The sequence below is a fragment of the Vreelandella sulfidaeris genome, assembly GCF_042429665.1.
In the GTDB taxonomy this organism is placed as follows: Bacteria; Pseudomonadota; Gammaproteobacteria; order Pseudomonadales; family Halomonadaceae; genus Vreelandella.
The window spans coordinates 39192-54749 of record NZ_JBHMAC010000002.1 but is presented as its reverse complement, the minus strand read 5'-3'; the positions used below and the strand labels follow the sequence as shown (position 1 = coordinate 54749).

General features: G+C 54.8%; 18 protein-coding genes. 12 read left to right on the top strand and 6 right to left on the bottom strand.

What is annotated here, in order from left to right:
* Window position 1: 1 nt before the first annotated feature.
* From ACFFLD_RS00290 to ACFFLD_RS00255, 8 genes are all read left to right on the top strand, one after another.
* Window positions 2-838, top strand: a complete 837-nt coding sequence (locus ACFFLD_RS00290; RefSeq protein ID WP_386043718.1) for a DmsC/YnfH family molybdoenzyme membrane anchor subunit — start codon at window positions 2-4, stop codon at window positions 836-838.
* 8 nt (window positions 839-846) lie between these two features.
* Window positions 847-1443 (top strand): Tat proofreading chaperone DmsD, encoded by a 597-nt coding sequence (gene dmsD / locus ACFFLD_RS00285; protein ID WP_386043716.1) that lies wholly within the window; start codon window positions 847-849, stop codon window positions 1441-1443.
* Window positions 1440-1991, top strand: coding sequence for a 4Fe-4S binding protein (locus tag ACFFLD_RS00280; RefSeq protein ID WP_386043714.1), 552 nt, complete (start codon window positions 1440-1442; stop codon window positions 1989-1991). Before dmsD ends, ACFFLD_RS00280 begins: the two co-directional genes overlap by 4 nt.
* Before the next feature lie 170 nt (window positions 1992-2161).
* A complete protein-coding gene (locus ACFFLD_RS00275) occupies window positions 2162-3937 on the top strand; it encodes a ribonucleoside triphosphate reductase (RefSeq protein ID WP_386043824.1) in 1776 nt (591 codons plus the stop codon).
* A gap of 43 nt (window positions 3938-3980) precedes the next feature.
* Window positions 3981-4145 carry an anaerobic ribonucleoside-triphosphate reductase gene (gene nrdD, locus ACFFLD_RS00270; RefSeq protein ID WP_386043712.1) on the top strand — a complete coding sequence of 55 codons (165 nt, stop codon included), beginning with the start codon at window positions 3981-3983 and terminating at the stop codon, window positions 4143-4145.
* 69 nt (window positions 4146-4214) lie between these two features.
* The gene (locus tag ACFFLD_RS00265) at window positions 4215-4964 is read left to right on the top strand and encodes an anaerobic ribonucleoside-triphosphate reductase activating protein (protein WP_386043710.1); all 750 of its coding nucleotides are present in this window, start codon (window positions 4215-4217) and stop codon (window positions 4962-4964) included.
* Between the two features lie 118 nt (window positions 4965-5082).
* On the top strand, window positions 5083-5529 hold the full coding sequence (locus ACFFLD_RS00260; RefSeq protein WP_386043708.1) for an Rrf2 family transcriptional regulator: 447 nt from the start codon (window positions 5083-5085) through the stop codon (window positions 5527-5529).
* A gap of 128 nt (window positions 5530-5657) precedes the next feature.
* Complete coding sequence (locus ACFFLD_RS00255) at window positions 5658-6134, top strand: DUF4870 family protein (protein WP_386043706.1); 477 nt, start codon at window positions 5658-5660, stop codon at window positions 6132-6134.
* A gap of 92 nt (window positions 6135-6226) precedes the next feature.
* Here the strand turns inward: ACFFLD_RS00255 and ACFFLD_RS00250 are convergent, their stop codons facing one another.
* On the bottom strand, window positions 6227-7438 hold the full coding sequence (locus ACFFLD_RS00250) for an NnrS family protein (RefSeq protein ID WP_386043704.1): 1212 nt from the start codon (window positions 7436-7438) through the stop codon (window positions 6227-6229).
* A gap of 227 nt (window positions 7439-7665) precedes the next feature.
* Between ACFFLD_RS00250 and ACFFLD_RS00245 the strand changes: the two genes are divergently transcribed.
* Entirely contained in the window at window positions 7666-8121 is a 456-nt protein-coding gene (locus tag ACFFLD_RS00245) for a hypothetical protein (RefSeq protein ID WP_386043702.1), read from the top strand.
* Between the two features lie 166 nt (window positions 8122-8287).
* Entirely contained in the window at window positions 8288-9460 is a 1173-nt protein-coding gene (gene hmpA / locus ACFFLD_RS00240; RefSeq protein WP_386043700.1) for an NO-inducible flavohemoprotein, read from the top strand.
* A 72-nt stretch (window positions 9461-9532) separates the two neighbouring features.
* Here the strand turns inward: hmpA and ubiT are convergent, their stop codons facing one another.
* Window positions 9533-10024, bottom strand: coding sequence for a ubiquinone anaerobic biosynthesis accessory factor UbiT (gene ubiT / locus ACFFLD_RS00235; RefSeq protein WP_386043698.1), 492 nt, complete (start codon window positions 10022-10024; stop codon window positions 9533-9535).
* A 183-nt stretch (window positions 10025-10207) separates the two neighbouring features.
* On the opposite strand from ubiT, the gene ACFFLD_RS00230 reads away from it, so the two are divergent.
* Window positions 10208-10774, top strand: coding sequence for a cytochrome c oxidase subunit 3 family protein (locus ACFFLD_RS00230; protein ID WP_386043696.1), 567 nt, complete (start codon window positions 10208-10210; stop codon window positions 10772-10774).
* Window positions 10775-10787: 13 nt separating this feature from the next.
* Window positions 10788-11087: a cytochrome C oxidase subunit IV family protein gene (locus tag ACFFLD_RS00225; RefSeq protein WP_386043694.1), complete on the top strand. Its 300-nt coding sequence runs from the start codon at window positions 10788-10790 to the stop codon at window positions 11085-11087.
* 13 nt (window positions 11088-11100) lie between these two features.
* Here the strand turns inward: ACFFLD_RS00225 and ACFFLD_RS00220 are convergent, their stop codons facing one another.
* The 4 genes from ACFFLD_RS00220 to ACFFLD_RS00205 form a co-directional block, all read right to left on the bottom strand.
* A complete protein-coding gene (locus tag ACFFLD_RS00220; RefSeq protein WP_386043692.1) occupies window positions 11101-11331 on the bottom strand; it encodes a hypothetical protein in 231 nt (76 codons plus the stop codon).
* Between the two features lie 11 nt (window positions 11332-11342).
* Window positions 11343-13286 carry a nitric oxide reductase activation protein NorD gene (locus tag ACFFLD_RS00215; RefSeq protein ID WP_386043690.1) on the bottom strand — a complete coding sequence of 648 codons (1944 nt, stop codon included), beginning with the start codon at window positions 13284-13286 and terminating at the stop codon, window positions 11343-11345.
* A gap of 9 nt (window positions 13287-13295) precedes the next feature.
* A complete protein-coding gene (locus ACFFLD_RS00210; RefSeq protein ID WP_386043688.1) occupies window positions 13296-14108 on the bottom strand; it encodes a CbbQ/NirQ/NorQ/GpvN family protein in 813 nt (270 codons plus the stop codon).
* Window positions 14109-14170: 62 nt separating this feature from the next.
* The gene (locus tag ACFFLD_RS00205; protein ID WP_386043686.1) at window positions 14171-15526 is read right to left on the bottom strand and encodes a cbb3-type cytochrome c oxidase subunit I; all 1356 of its coding nucleotides are present in this window, start codon (window positions 15524-15526) and stop codon (window positions 14171-14173) included.
* Window positions 15527-15558: the final 32 nt, after the last annotated feature.

Genomic DNA, 15558 nt, shown 5'->3' with positions numbered 1-15558 from the left:
AATGGGCTGGCACGAACTTCCTCTGGTGATATTCACCGTTCTCACCCAATGCGCCGTGGGTGCTTTCATCCTGCTGGGCGCGCTAATCCTCATGGGCCGGCTCGAGAGCACGTCCCTCCGTCGCCTCAATCGTCAGATGTTGTTTATCTGGGTATTGATGGGCCTGGCCTTCGCGGCATCAACGCTGCACCTGGGCACACCCCTACGGGCGCCCAATGCCTTGCTGCGCCTGGGTGGCTCCTGGCTAAGCAATGAGATTTTCCTGGGTAGCCTCTTCTTTGCGCTAGGCGGATTCTTCTGGCTGTTAACGCTCCTCGGCATGGGCAAGCCGCTACTGCGCAGAATACTGCTTGGTATTGCCATGCTGGTGGGCGTCGCCTTTGTATTTGCCACTATCCGTGTCTACATGATACCCACCGTGCCCACGTGGGACACGCCTTACACGCCTATAGCCTTTTTGCTGACCAGTGTCATAGGCGGCGCCCTGCTTGCCCATTTACTGCTAAACGTGAGCGGTCAAGGGCAGCTGGCGCGTTTGTTACCGTGGCTGGGGGGGCTGGCGATAGCGCTCGCACTGGGCACCAGCGTGGCCCAAGCCATGAGCCTTGCGAGCATCCAAACGGCCATTCAGTCGGCGGCTGATCTGGTGCCTCACTTTCAAGGTCTGTTACTCATTCGCATGACCCTGTTGGCCACGGTATTGGCGCTGTGGTTATTCGCTCTACGTAACGTTCGTCACCAGCCGCTAGCCTTGGGCGCAAGCTTTGCGCTGTTGCTGGTGGCGGAAATGCTGGGGCGTAATCTCTTCTACAATCTGCACATGACCGCGGGGCTATGAATCACGCCATGCGGGACCTCGCTCATTCCGCCCGCTTGCTGGGTGCCTGGTTCTACTATCCACCGGATGCGCCGGCGCTGGCACAGTTGGGCCTGCACCTTGATGAGGGCCGCCTTGCCAACGCATGGCCCTACGCGGCGGGAGCCCCTCTACTCGTGACGCTAAGTGAGGCATGCCGACGGCCGCAACTCAAGGACGCCTATCAGCAGCTGTTCGTCGGCCCTGATGCGCTCGCTGCTCCCCCCTGGGGGTCGGTTTACCTGGACCCTGAGCAGGTGCTCTTCGGCGAGTCTCACCAGGCTCTCAAGCATTTTTTACAGCAGCAAGTGGGCGTATCCCTCATGGCCGACCGGCGTGAGCCGCTCGATCATATTGGCCTTTTGCTGCTGCTTCTCAGTCAATGGGCGCAAGAAGGACAAGAGGCCCACGTTGACCGACTACTCGGTGAGTTCCTCCTGCCCTGGAGCTGGCGCTATCTCGAGCAGCTCGAGGAATATTCCCCGCACTCTTTCTACTGCACACTGGCCCGACTGAGTATCGTAACGCTTCACCAATGGCAAACAGAACGAGGTATCACGCCACTACAGCCGAGGCTCTACCGGTGAGCCGTCTTGACGAGCGCTACCTGCGTGCCCGCCTCGGCCATACCCACCTCAGCCGCCGTGAACTGCTGCGTGGATTACTGCGCCCGGTTACCGACTCTTTCGCGCAAACGCCGCCCCGGCTGCAGCGCGAAACCCCCCGCCCCCCTCAGGCACAGGAGGAGTCGCTTCTAGCCCGGCTGTGCACTGACTGCGGTGCCTGCGTTACCGCCTGCCCTAACCAGATCATCAGTATGGAACAAGGTCTCCCGCGCCTGAATCTGGAACACAACGTCTGCGACCTTTGCCTGGCCTGCACCACTGCCTGCCAGACACGCGCCCTCGCGCCTGAGCTTCCCCCCATGAGCGGGCTTTTCCCGGTATTCAACGATAATTGCGTATTGAGCTACGGCGAGTGCTGCTCGTTGTGTCAAGAGGCGTGCCCCAGCCAGGCCATCATCTTGCCTGGCGAGGGGCTTCCTCACGTATCAGTCGATGACTGCCTGGGATGCGCCCGGTGCGTCCAGTCCTGTTACGTCTCCGGCTGCCATCTGGTCTCCCTATCTATCTAGGAACGTGCTTCTCTAGAAGTGTCCTTGCCTGTCGCTACCCCTTCTCAAATGACGCTGGTCTAACTACCAGCGTTACCCGCCATCGTCCTCACCTGTGCTTTTCTTGACCTGAATCACCTATCGTCCAGGCCAAAACTATTAGCATCCAGATACCACATATTGTGCACTTTATTAAAAAACATAGCATATATAGGCTTAATACCATGAGCATGCCCACGAGCCACCCTCACCCAAAACGTCACATCGATGTTGCGTCGACAGTCAACGAGTACCTCCAACGCGCCGACTGGCGAGTTCATGCCAATGCCAACCAGGGTTATTCATTGGGCGGTTTGATCCTCAACGTCTCGGGTAAGTTAATCGCCAACTACTGGCTCGATGAGATATACCCACACGCCGTTGGGGAAGCCCACCGGGAAGGTGACCTGCATATTCATGATTTGGATATGCTTTGCGGCTATTGTGCTGGCTGGTCGCTGCGCACGCTGCTGCTTGAGGGATTCAATGGTGTCCCGGGGCGGGCTGAAAGCAATCCACCCCGTCACCTTTCCAGCGCCTTGGGTCAGATGGTCAACTTTCTGGGTACCTTGCAGAACGAATGGGCCGGGGCTCAAGCCTTCAGCTCTTTCGATACCTATCTAGCTCCCTACGTTCGCAAGGACGGCCTTTCATATGCCCAGGTCAAGCAGGCGATCCAGGAATTCATTTACAATCTCAACGTGCCGTCGCGCTGGGGGAGTCAGACACCGTTCACCAACTTGACCTTCGATTGGGTCTGCCCCGAGGACTTGCGCCAGCAGGTGCCGGTCATCGGCGGCGAAGAGCAGCCTTTCAGCTACGCTGAGCTGCAGGCTGAGATGGACTTGATCAACCGTGCCTACCTGGATGTCATGGAGGCGGGTGACCGCTATGGGCGGGTGTTCACCTTCCCTATCCCCACCTACAACATTACCCATGATTTTGATTGGGAAAGTGACAACGCCGAGAGGCTTTTCGCACTGACCGCCAAGTATGGACTGCCCTACTTTCAGAACTTTCTCAATTCAGATCTAAAACCTCACATGGTGCGCTCCATGTGCTGTCGCCTGCAGCTTGATTTAAGCGAGCTACTCAAGCGCGGCAACGGCCTGTTCGGTAGCGCAGAGCAAACCGGTTCGTTAGGCGTGGTGACGATCAACTGCGCTCGGCTTGGTTACCGCTTCGCGGGTGACCGAGCCGGGCTGTTCACCGAGCTGGATCGTCTGCTGTGTCTTGGGCGCGATAGCCTCGAGCTCAAGCGCGAGCGTATCCAGCAACTGATGGACCAGGGACTGTATCCCTTCACTCAACGCTACCTGGGCACGCTTCGCAATCATTTCTCCACGCTGGGAGTAAATGGGCTCAATGAAATGGTGCGTAACTTCACTGGAGATCACTGCGATATCGCCACGTCAGAGGGGCTACAGCTGGCGCTTGATCTGCTTGATCACGTTCGTGAGCGAATGCGCGAATTTCAGGAACAGACCGGCCATATGTACAACCTTGAAGCCACTCCGGCAGAAGGCACGACGCACCGTTTTGCCCGGGAGGATCTGGCCCGTTTTCCTGCCATTCTCCAGGCTGGCACTCCCGAGGCGCCCTATTACACCAATTCCAGTCAATTGCCGGTGGGCCATACCGATGATCCCTTTGAGGCGCTTAGCCACCAGGATCCCTTACAGACGCGTTATACCGGCGGCACGGTGCTGCATCTTTATATGCGTGAACGGATCACCTCGGCCTCAGCCTGCCGCAAGCTGGTAAAAACGGCGCTTTCTCACTTTCGCTTACCCTACCTCACAGTGACGCCGACGTTTTCTATCTGCCCGTCACATGGCTACCTGTCCGGTGAACACGAGTTCTGTCCGAAGTGCGATGAAGCACTCTGGGCGCAAACGGCGAATGCAACCGACGTCGCCACCGCATGAGGCTATTGTCTCAGTAATATCAACACATCAAAGGAGCATACCAATGCAAACCACTCGATACGCCAACTTGCCTACTGAACAACGCCAACGTTGCGAAGTATGGACCCGTGTCATGGGCTACCACCGGCCGGTGAGCCAATTCAATATCGGCAAGCATGCCGAACATCAGGAACGCCGCCACTTCACGGAAGGTGCCGCTTCTCGGTAACCCACACCCTGTTCTTTCATACACGACGGCTGGGTGCCTTCAACAGGCACCCAGAGTGGGGTTATCACAATGGCTCTTATCACGACACTTGACGATACCAGCGCCCAGCCTGCCTCAGTCAGGCTGCCGATCGCCGGTCTTGTTCCCATGACGACGCTGGATTATCCCGATCACCTGGCGTGCGTGGTCTTTCTGCAAGGCTGCCCGCTACGGTGCGGCTATTGCCACAATCCCGCCATGATCTCACCGCGACGAGGCGAGCCTCAAGAGTGGCAGGCGGTGCTTGATTTCTTAACCTCTCGCCAGGGACTGCTTGAAGCCGTGGTGTTCAGCGGTGGAGAACCAACCCTGAATAGCGGTTTGCTTGAGGCGGTCAAGCAAGTAAAAGCCATGGGATTCAAGGTAGGGCTGCATACCGCCGGCGTCTATCCTGACCGCTTGGCGCAGCTCTTGATGCACCTTGACTGGGTGGGGTTGGATGTCAAAGGTCGCGGCGACGCATTTGACCGTATCTGCAACCAGCCGGGTATGTGGCAACGGCATGCACGCAGCTTGGGGGCTTTGATTGAAAGCGGTATCAGCTTCGAGTGCCGCACCACCCTGCACTGGAAAGACTTTCAGTTTGGCGACGTGGAACGTCTGGCACTCACGCTTGCCGACTGCGGAGTACGCCACTATGCGTTACAGCTAGCTCGCAGCGAGCAATGTCTTGATCCACGCTATACCGAACCTGTTAATGACTCACCTTCGCTCACTCAGTTGAATGCGCTGGTCAAACGCTTGGCACCGTATTTTTGCCGACTTGAACTGCGCCACTAATGCTCACCTTATGGATCCAGGTCAACATTATGCACCCATGTTGTGATTGCAACTGACTGAATATTCATACAACATATTTGTTTAATGGTTTGACTACTAGCGGAGCACAGCGCCCTCCATGCATCTGACTCGATTCACCGATTATTCAATACGTGTATTGATCTTTCTTGCCGTAAAAGGAGAAGAGCGCTCCACCATCAATGAGATCGCGGAGACCTTTGATATCTCTCGCAACCATTTGATGAAAGTCGTTCAAGAGCTTAGTCAGAAGAACTACGTGACGGCTATCCGAGGCAAGAATGGTGGTTTATTGCTCACCCGCGATCCAGCGACAATCGTGCTGGGCAAGCTGGTGCGCGAAATGGAACATGGGATGGAATTAGTCGAGTGCTTTCATAGCGATAATGCCTGCATTATCACCCCCTCGTGTCAGCTCCAATCCATCTTGGGCGAAGCACTGACAGCGTTCCTGTCAGTACTTGACCGTTATACCTTGGCAGATGTATTGAGCAATCGTTACCCGCAACTGGCGGGATTAATGCGTATACCCGCCGTCAATACCTAACAGTTATTAGCCACAAGCCGATGCATTTCAGCTAGAAAAGCCACACTTAGCGTCATGTTAATTAATGCATTATAAATGCACCTTAGTTCCACTGTTAATAATCTTCGCTTTGCTCAATGAGGTTATCTATGGCTACTACTCCCCCTTCCCTTTCCTCCCATGCTCAATCCGATGTGCCCATAACCACGGACGCCGCTACTTCCCTCAAGAATAGCCGCGGGCGTGGCGTAGCGATCATTGTGTATATGCTATTTCTGGGTAGCGTATTAGCGGTCGTGACCGCTCCCATAGGAGCGCTCATAGCCCATCTGAAAAAACATAATGCGGATGAATGGGTTGCTTCCCATCTGCAGTTTCAGATTCGCACGTTCTGGTTAGGGCTAATAGGCGGGATATTGTTTATGGCCGCTTGGCAACTACTCGGGTGGATCGGGTTGCCGGCCCATGTCCCCTGGGCACTGGGTTATCTCTATTTTACCGCCTGCCTGATCTGGATGGTGGGTCGTTGCGGGATCGGTATCACCCACCTCACCAACAACCGACCAATCGCCAACCCGCGAAGCCTTGCCTTTGGCGGCGCCCGGGTCACACTGGCTGACCGTTGATTAGAACTGACCTTCTTGATCCAACCTGCTTGATCCAACCTTCTTGATGACGTTTCTACGCCTGCCTCAGCAGGCGTAATGTGCTTATCTTCTTAACCATCCTGCCCATCGATTCTTGCCTGCATCAACGGCCATGTGTAGTGCGCCAGAAATATTGCGTAGGCCACACACCAGAAGATAATACTCAGGGTGTAGGTCCAATGAGTGATCTGGGGAAACATCGCCAAGACCGGCGAGCGACCCAATGCCGCCAATAGCATCAGCCCCAAAGCGACACCTACCCCCGGCAACGTACGGATGGGACGGCCTGTATGGCCTAACGACACCCTCGCCATCATCGCCAGCATCATGGTACCTATTCCTCCTATCGTGAGGGCATGCACGGCAAGTTCTGTACGCATCAGACCCGTCAGCGATAAAGCCCACATGATGAGTCCTAGTGGAATGCAGGCATAGCTGCCGTGCAGGCCCCATAATAATGGTTCACGCCAGCTGTGCAGACCGCCCCAACGCGCCATGCGAACGATATTGGCGAGCGCCGCCAACAGCATCACTCCACCTAGTAATGAAGCAGGAACATGTCCTCCCACCATGATGGTCAACTGCAGCAGCACAACGCCAACCGAGCTAACCAATGTGACCCCTTCAAGTAAAGGAAGAGGGGCTGGTTTTGGGCGCCCCAAACGATTAGCGGTAAACATGGCGATCACCCGACCACCCACCACCGTCATCATTAAGGTAATTAACAGGACAGCGAGGTACGCCGCTTGGCGAATCAACTCAGCGTTACCTTTCATGACGCCTAAGTGCATGGCCAGGTTAGCGGTAGCAAACAGCAACAACACGGGAATAAAAATCAGGTTTCGCCAGCGCTTTGCGGCGATCACCAGGTAGCCCATCACAATGGCGACCACCGGCAGAAACGCAAGGTCAACCACCAGCAGCAGCCATCCTGGCAAATTCATGGGGAATGCCATCACCAATCGAGCCACTATCCATAACGCCACCAGCCCCAGTAAAGGCCCGCCATTTAAACTCGGCAAACCGGTCCAGTTGCGTACAGCCGTTAGTAAAAATCCCCCGACAATCGCCGCAGCAAAGCCAAACAGCATTTCATGCTGATGCCAAAACACCAAACCGCCATACGGACGTAACAGAATATTGCCATGCCAAAAGGCCAACCATACCAGCAGCGATATGACGCTAAACAAAGCGGCCAGTAAAAAAAAAGGCCGAAAAGCCAGACGTAACAACGGCAGTTGCTTGGGTTGGGAGGTGGGTTGGGAAGAGGTGACAGTCGACATAGCGTAATACCCCACTGATTTGCTTGAGAGCCATTGTGCGTCAGACCAATGACAAAAACCATGACAAGTATCAATAATGCATCTTTAAGCCTTGGGTATGCTAGCCGCTTATGGGTGAAGGCGCTTTTTTGCAGAAAGCCACCGCCGACAGGCTGCAATTGAAGCGCAATGCTGTAAAAAAACGCTTGGCTAAATAATTGAATTTAATGTCAAATGATGAGGTAACTATGTCTATTTCGTCTTTAATGGCTCGCTCAGCAAACGCAGCTTGGCTGCTTCCTTTATGCTTTGCCGTCACTCAGGCGCAAGCCAATAACAGTCATGATCTCACCTTCGAGGGTGACGGCACCTTCTTGATTCCACATCAAGGTAACAGCATTCATGTCGCTATCGTCGACATCCATGCCAACGACGTAGTGACAAAGCAGTCAGGCACCATTTCAGGGACCGAAGAACCCTCTTTCTCATTTCATTTTTCGGATGTATTTGAAGAAGGCAAGCTCTACGATGTGCACTACTGGATCGATTCCAATTTCGGTGAGGGAAGCGAAGGAAGCTGTGACCCTATCGATATCGATCACCAGTGGCGACTTGCCTTCAATAATATCAGCGACGATATAACCGAAGTGGTCAAGCTCGCTCCCGAAGAGCAAGCGCCTGTTTGCGCTACTTTTCAACAGTGATTGTCTGCTTGGCTCGGCCTGAAGAAAAGCGCCGTACCCATGGCTGCCTACTGGTGTTTATTTAGCAAAAAATCTGCGGTAATAAATTCTGCTTTGTTATTGGCATTTTCAGCCTCCCGGCTTTAAGATGTATTTGTAATGAATCTTAAGGCTAGAGGTATACATCGTGTTAACAAATGAGCAGGAAAAACTGATCAACGCCACGGCGCCTGTCGTTGCCGAACACTTGAATGCAATCACTCAGCGATTCTATCCGCTGATGTTCACTCGCTACCCAGAGGTCAAGCCGCTCTTTAATGAGGTCCATCAACAAAGCGGCGGCCAGCCTCGTGCCTTGGCCAATGCTGTCCTGGCGTACGTCCAATTACGCAATAATCCTGCTCAAGCGCGTGCCACGCTGGATATAGTCGTCAGCAAACACATCTCGTTAGGCATTGTTCCCGAGCAATACCCTATCGTTGGTGAATGTTTGATGGCGGCGATTGGTGAAATTTTGGGAGATGCAGTGACGCCTGACATCGCCGATGCCTGGGGCGCTTTATATAACGAGCTTGCTGCCCTTCTGATCGACCTTGAAGATCAGCGTTATCGAGAGTTCGAACAGCGGCCGGGCGGCTGGCGGGGCACACGCCGTTTCAAGATCGCCAGCACCCAACAGGAAAGCGCCTTGATTCGCTCGTTTATACTCGAACCCGAGGATGGTGGGCCCGTCGCTGACCATGAGCCAGGTCAGTATATTGGTGTACGTTTAACCATTAACGGCGAACCTGTCTATCGGCATTACAGCCTTTCAGATACCCCGAATGGCCGACACTACCGAATCTCGATCAAACGCGAAGACAAGGGACGCGTCAGCCGTCACTTTCACGATGTATTGCAGCCCGGCGATACTCTTGAGCTTTTACCACCGGCAGGTGATCTAACCCTGATCGATGGCAACGAGCCGCTGCTGCTTGCCAGTGGCGGCGTGGGTCAAACGCCTCTACTCCCCATGGCACGCCATGCCTTGGCGCTTGGACGGCAGGTGGTCTACCTACACGCTTCTCTCGATGCCGAGCACCAAGCCTTTCAACAAGAATTAGCTGATTTGAAAGCCGAATACCCGCAGCGCTTTCAGCCAGTGTTCATTCATGAGCGCGGAATCGACGCCGAACATATTGGTCGTATCGACCGCCACTTATTGGCGCACTATCTGCCAGATCTTAAGGCACGTTGCTATTTTGTTGGGCCTCAAGGGTTCATGACCGCGATCAATAGTGCCTTGTCTGAACTGGGCGTTGATGAAGATCGCCGACACTTCGAACACTTCGGCCCCTCTCGCCCCCTCAGCGCAGCGTGATGGCAGCGACCCCGGCACCGGTGCCGGGGTCGCTTGTTAAAACGCATGGAGCCGAGCATCAAGATCATGCCATTACTGGCGAGCCAAGCGCTCAAGGCCTAACACCAGCTGCCCTAAACGCCCCTGAACAAGTCCTTCCTCACAACCGTCGAGTAGATTCTTGAGTGTCAATCCCAGCTCGGTGTCCCCTTCTATTATTAAACGCCGTTGGAAAAACAGGCTATCAGGGTCTTCCTGGCGCGCGGCCAAACATAAAAACTCACGCCAGCCTCCGCGAATAGTGGCCTCCCCCTTTTCACGGCACAAGATCAAGCGCTGAGCCTCAAGGGTCAGGCTTAGTGTCACCCCCAAATCAGCAATGGCAAGGCTGATACGCCGCCCCTCTACCGCGTCGAAGTCACCCTCGGAAAGCGGTTTGGCAAACGTACGGTTGAGTAAAGGCTCGACAAGCCGACGCTTGAGGGTAAAAGGAACCTTCGGGTCAAGGAAACGAATCAAATGACTAGCAGTAACAGGAGGAGATGAAAAAGAGGAGAGCGATAAAGATGAAGGCAGTAATGACATAACAAATACTCCGAGGTAAGGCATCGTCGGCAAACACTAGATAAAGGATGCTAAGCGTTGCCTTGTAAGAGGATGCTGATATACATCAAATAAGACCAAATATTGCGCGACTATTAACATTCATTTAATATACAACTTATTATATTAGTCAATATTAATGCGCACCTTACGTGTGGAGGTTGAATGAGCCGCGACCTGCCTAACCCCGGCTGGGGGCCCTTATCGGCATTACCTGGCAACCCGTTGATGTGGGTGCTGATTCTCAGCGAAATGCTGGTTTTCACCGCTTTTTTTGCGCTTTACGCGGCTCAGCGCGCCCTTGATCCCGCTCTATTCAATGCCTCACAACAACAGCTTGATCCAGTGCTGGGGGGCATCAACACACTGGTGCTATTAACCAGCGGGCTTTGCGTTGCCTTTGCCGTGGAGGCGATAAGCGCTAAGCGTCGTCGACGCAGCAGACAGTGGCTAGGGGGCGCCATGCTGCTAGGCCTGACCTTTTGCATTATCAAAAGTGTTGAGTACGCCGACAAGTTTGCTGCCGGGATAACCCCGGAAACCAACGTCTTTTTTGGTTTTTACTACGGGTTAACCGCCTTTCATTTTGCTCATGTCGTGTTCGGCTTGATGCTGTTGGGCTTGGTAAGCTGGCGCGCTTCGACTGACAACATAGAAACGGCAGCCGCCTTCTGGCATATGGTGGACTTGATATGGATTTTACTCTACCCGCTGATTTACCTGCTTAGATAAAACCGAGGTAACAATGACGGCACTACCCGGCACACGACGCTTGCTGATGACCTGGGGCCTGTTAATGGCGCTGACCGTGCTTTCCATGGTGTCAGCTCGACTAGATCAGTCCAACTGGCAGGCGCTGCCCCTTTGGTCAGCAGCTCTGGTACTGATGGCAACAGGCTTTAAAGCCCACCGCGTATTAATGGTCTACCTAAACTTGCGCGCGGCCACTGCTGCCTGGAAAGGGGTTTTCATCGCTTTGACGCTGTTAACACTGACGTTGATTGCGGCGGGCTACCTGGTCGGGCGCTTTCATTTGGTGGGTTAACGCAGCTGGCTTTTCAGCGCCGGGTGGAGCCAGAACCTGACGTAGTTGAAGGCCGAGGAGGAGTATTTGCCCACTGCTCCAGCCGTCGACCTAGACGCATCAAGCCGTAAACGATAAAGGGGACCAGCAACATCAACGCCACCCCCCAATCGCGATTATTGATCAGCCATACCAGCGGTACAATGATGCCTAACGCAACCAGGGACCACAGGGTAACTGCCACTACGAAGCGCCAGCGAGACATGAAGAACCCCCTTAGGAAGCAATAATCTGACGGTAGATACCCGGCAGCGCCAAGGAGAGATGTTCTGGTCGCTGCACAATGGCATAACCACCGCGCCCAAACAGATGAGGAATATAGCGCCCCGCCTCCCGATCAATCGTTACACCGAATACACGCACTTCTTCCTGTCGCGCTTCAAGTACCGCTTTACGCGTATCCTCAATACCATAACGCCCTTCATAATAGTCGGTATCGTTAGGCTTGCCGTCGGTCAACAGCAGTAATAACCGGTGCCGGTTGGGTCGTTTGGCAAGCTCTTTGGAAAGGTGCCGAATAGCCGGCCCCATGCGGGTATAGTGGCCTGGTTTGAGCGCGGCGATACGCCGTGACACACGCTCGCCCATAGGCTCATCGAAGCTTTTAAGGGTGTTGACCCAAACACGCTGACGGCGATGCGAGGTAAAGCTGTGAATCGCATAATCATCGCCACAGCCCGCCAGGCCGTGCCCCAGCACCAGCAGCGCCTCCTTGGCTACATCCAGCACGCGCCGGTCTTCCAGCCACGCCTCGGTGGAAAGCGAGACATCCACCAGAATCGAGACCGCCAAGTCCCTCGCCTGGGTGCGGCTTGCCTGATAAAGACGATCGCTGGCTTCACCGGTAGCGGCCAGATCGCAGCGTGAGCGAATCACCGCGTCCATATCCAGCTCGCTGCCATCCAGCTGGCCACGCAGTGTTTCCCGACGCGGCCTGAGTGCTTCAAACTCGCGCCGGACACGGCGAATACGCCGCCGGGTCATTTCATCAGGCTGCCAGCTCTCGCCTTCCTCGCTCTGTATATCGCTGAGTACGACACAGTGATCCGGCAGATAGGCCTGCTTGCGATGATTCCATTCAGGGTAGGTATGACGGCCTCGCAGCCGCCCCCCACTTACCTCCTCCGGCACCAGATCAAGGTCTAGCTTTAACTTTGAAGAGGCTTTCTTGCGGTTGGCGCTAAGCACGATTTCATCAATCTGATCGGCAGCCAGTTTGGCCTCGTCATCGTCATCATCCTCTATATGGCGGTTGAGATTGACCATCTCGGCCCAGGAGAGCATCTTTTCAGAGGCATTGAGCATCAAGGAGTCGTCACGGTCGGCCTGATCCTGCTCACGGCGGTCAGCCTTGCGTTTTCCATGATCATCTTCTGGGGTATTGTTAGCCGCGACCGGCGCCTCATCATCGTCTTGTTCGTTGCGGGCCTCCAGGTTAGTGCCCAAGGTGACCGCCTGTCCCCATAGCGGCACCGGCAGCGGCGGACGATACCCTCTCGGGGCATGAAAGTCGTCCAGAGCCACTGCATTATCGACAATGGCACGATACATGTCGCTGGCCCACCCATCCTTCGGCACCGGGTCACCAAGCAACGCACATAGCGCCACCTCTAGTGCCGCTTCCAACGGAGGTAGCCGCTTGCGCTGTGGGCGAATGGCCAGTAATTGCTGACATAGCCGGGTATAACGCGACTCAAGCCCGGGAAAAAGAGCGAGTGCTGCCTGTACCCCCCGTCGGGCTTCGCGTAATCGAAGCAGGTCATTTTGCAGCGGATCTTGCGCGCCAGGGATTCGCCGGGCACCTGCTAAATACGCCACCAACCAGAGGTAAAGATCCCGGTTCAAGGAAGCCTCGGCGAACAGCGCGATGCGCGGCGGTAACAGCAGGCTTTCTTCATCACGCCGGGCCTGGTCGAGCACTTCTTCATCAAGCCCAAGCCGTTGACGTAGAGACAAGCGGTGCAACGAAGAGCGCCCTGCGATAGCAGCTACCTCGATGCCCGCTTCGCCGCCACTAGCGCGAAAGAAAACCCCCAGCATGGGCCGCAGCGTTTCGAGGCGCACCGCCGCCTCAGGGTGGTCGGGATAGCTTGCCGCACCGGAAGCCCAGCGATGCCAATGACGGCCAACAAACTCTTCGACTTCTAGAAAATCAAGCATACGACACCCTCAACCAAAGGTCGCTTTAATGGCTTCCATCAGCCCTTCCTGAACATCTGCATCATCGCTTAATGGCTCTACCAGGGTAGCGCGGGCGGCTTCAAGCACAGGCATCCCCGCGGCAATAAGGGTGGCGCAGTAAACCAGCAGGCGCGTGGAAACCCCCTCTTCTAGATCCTGTCCCTTCATGGCCCGCAAGCTGGCGGCAAGATTGACCAGCGCGGCGCACTGTTCGCCGGGCAGGCCGCTTTCCCGGGCGACGATGTCGCGCTCCACCTTGGGTGGTGGAAAATCAAACGACATGGCCAGAAAACGCTGGCGGGTGCTGGGTTTAAGCGATTTGAGAATATGCTGATAACCGGGGTTATAGGATACTACCAGCATGAAATCATCGGGCGCTTCGAGCAATTCACCAGTACGTTCCAATGGCAGCAAGCGACGATCATCGGTGAGCGGATGCAGCACCACGGTAACGTCTTTGCGCGCTTCTACCACTTCATCGAGATAGCATATTCCTCCTTCGCGTACTGCTCGGGTAAGTGGGCCATCCACCCAACGGGTTTCACCACCCTGCAACAAGTAGCGGCCGGTAAGGTCGGCTGAGGTTAGATCATCGTGACAAGCAATCGTGTATAGCGGACGCCCTAGTTTGGCAGCCATGTGGCTGACAAAGCGCGTCTTACCACACCCCGTGGGGCCCTTGAGCAACAGCGGCAAACGTTGTTGAAAGGCGTGCTCGAACATGGCGCATTCGTTACCCACACTTTCGTAGAAAGGTATCTCACGTTGATCGGCACGGTTAGCGACAGAAGACAGAGGCATGGGAACCCTCCATGGCCGGAAAGTAATAAAAGAAGCAAAACGGCCCCGAAGGGCCGTTTCGTTTAGGCCGAGCCCACCCCGGATGTAATCTGTGTGCCGCCTGATGGCACTTGCTTACGAGCGGGCCCAAAGAATGAGTAGAGCAGCATGATTGCCCCCACGGCGACGGCCACACCAGCGCCAAGACGCATGATGTAGAACAGGCCTAACTGATCCTGTACTTCCATATAGTTCATGCCATTGACGCGCTGCAGATGAGTCTGCACTACGCCGGCAAACGTCAGGGTAAATGTCATGAAACACATGGCACTGGTCACGATCCAAAAGCCCCACATATTCATTATTTGATTGTAAGGTTGCACACGGCGGATCTGTGGCATGGCGTAGGTAACGACCCCCAGAATCAACATTACATACGCCCCATAGAAGGCCAGGTGACCATGTGCAGCAGTCACCTGGGTGCCGTGACTGTAGTAATTCACGAACGAGAGTGTATGCATAAAGCCCCAGACACCCGCGCCGAAAAACGCAATGGTAGGACAGCCCAGGGCCCAGAGCATGGCCGCTTTATTGGGATGGTTACGGCTGCCTTTCCAGAACATGGTGTAGGCGAAAATCACCATGGCGAAGAACGGTGCTACCTCAAGCGTCGAGAAGATACTGCCGATAGGCTGCCAGTAGCCAGGCGCGCCAATCCAGTAATAGTGGTGCCCGGTTCCCAGCAAGCCGGAGAATAGTGCCAATCCGACAATGATATAGAGCCATTTCTCGATCACCTCGCGGTCCACACCGGTCATCTTGATCAACAGGTAACCCAGCAAGGAAGCCATGATCAACTCCCATACACCTTCAACCCAGAGGTGCACCACCCACCACCAGTAGAGTTTATCTATCGCGAGGTTGCTCGGATTGTAGAAAGCGAATAACCAGAACACCGCCGCCAGCCAAAGCCCCAGCATCAGCACCAGATTAATGGCGGTCTTGCGGCCCTTGTGTAACGTCATGCTGGTATTGAACAGAAAGATGAGGAAAGAAATAGTAATGAGTATTTTCACCCAGAACGGCTGTTCCAGAAACTCGCGCCCTTCGTGAATACCGAACTGATAGCCAACCAGGGCAGCGACCCCAGCGAAGGCAAAGATCGCCAGTTGTATATAAGCCAACATGGGGCTATGAATTTCCCGCTCGGCCTCTTCAGGCATCAAATAGTAGGTACAGCCCATAAAACCGATCAATAACCACACAATCAACAGATTGGTATGGCTGACGCGCATGATATGGAAGGGCATCACCTCGGTTATAAAATTCGGCATGACATAGACGGTGGCCGCCAGTAGTCCGAAGACGATTTGTAGCGCGAATAACGCCATGGCTACCATGAAAAAGGGTAAAGCGACCTTCTGTGTTGCATATTTCATTACACGGTTCTCCTTGATTCATCCCCTGGCGG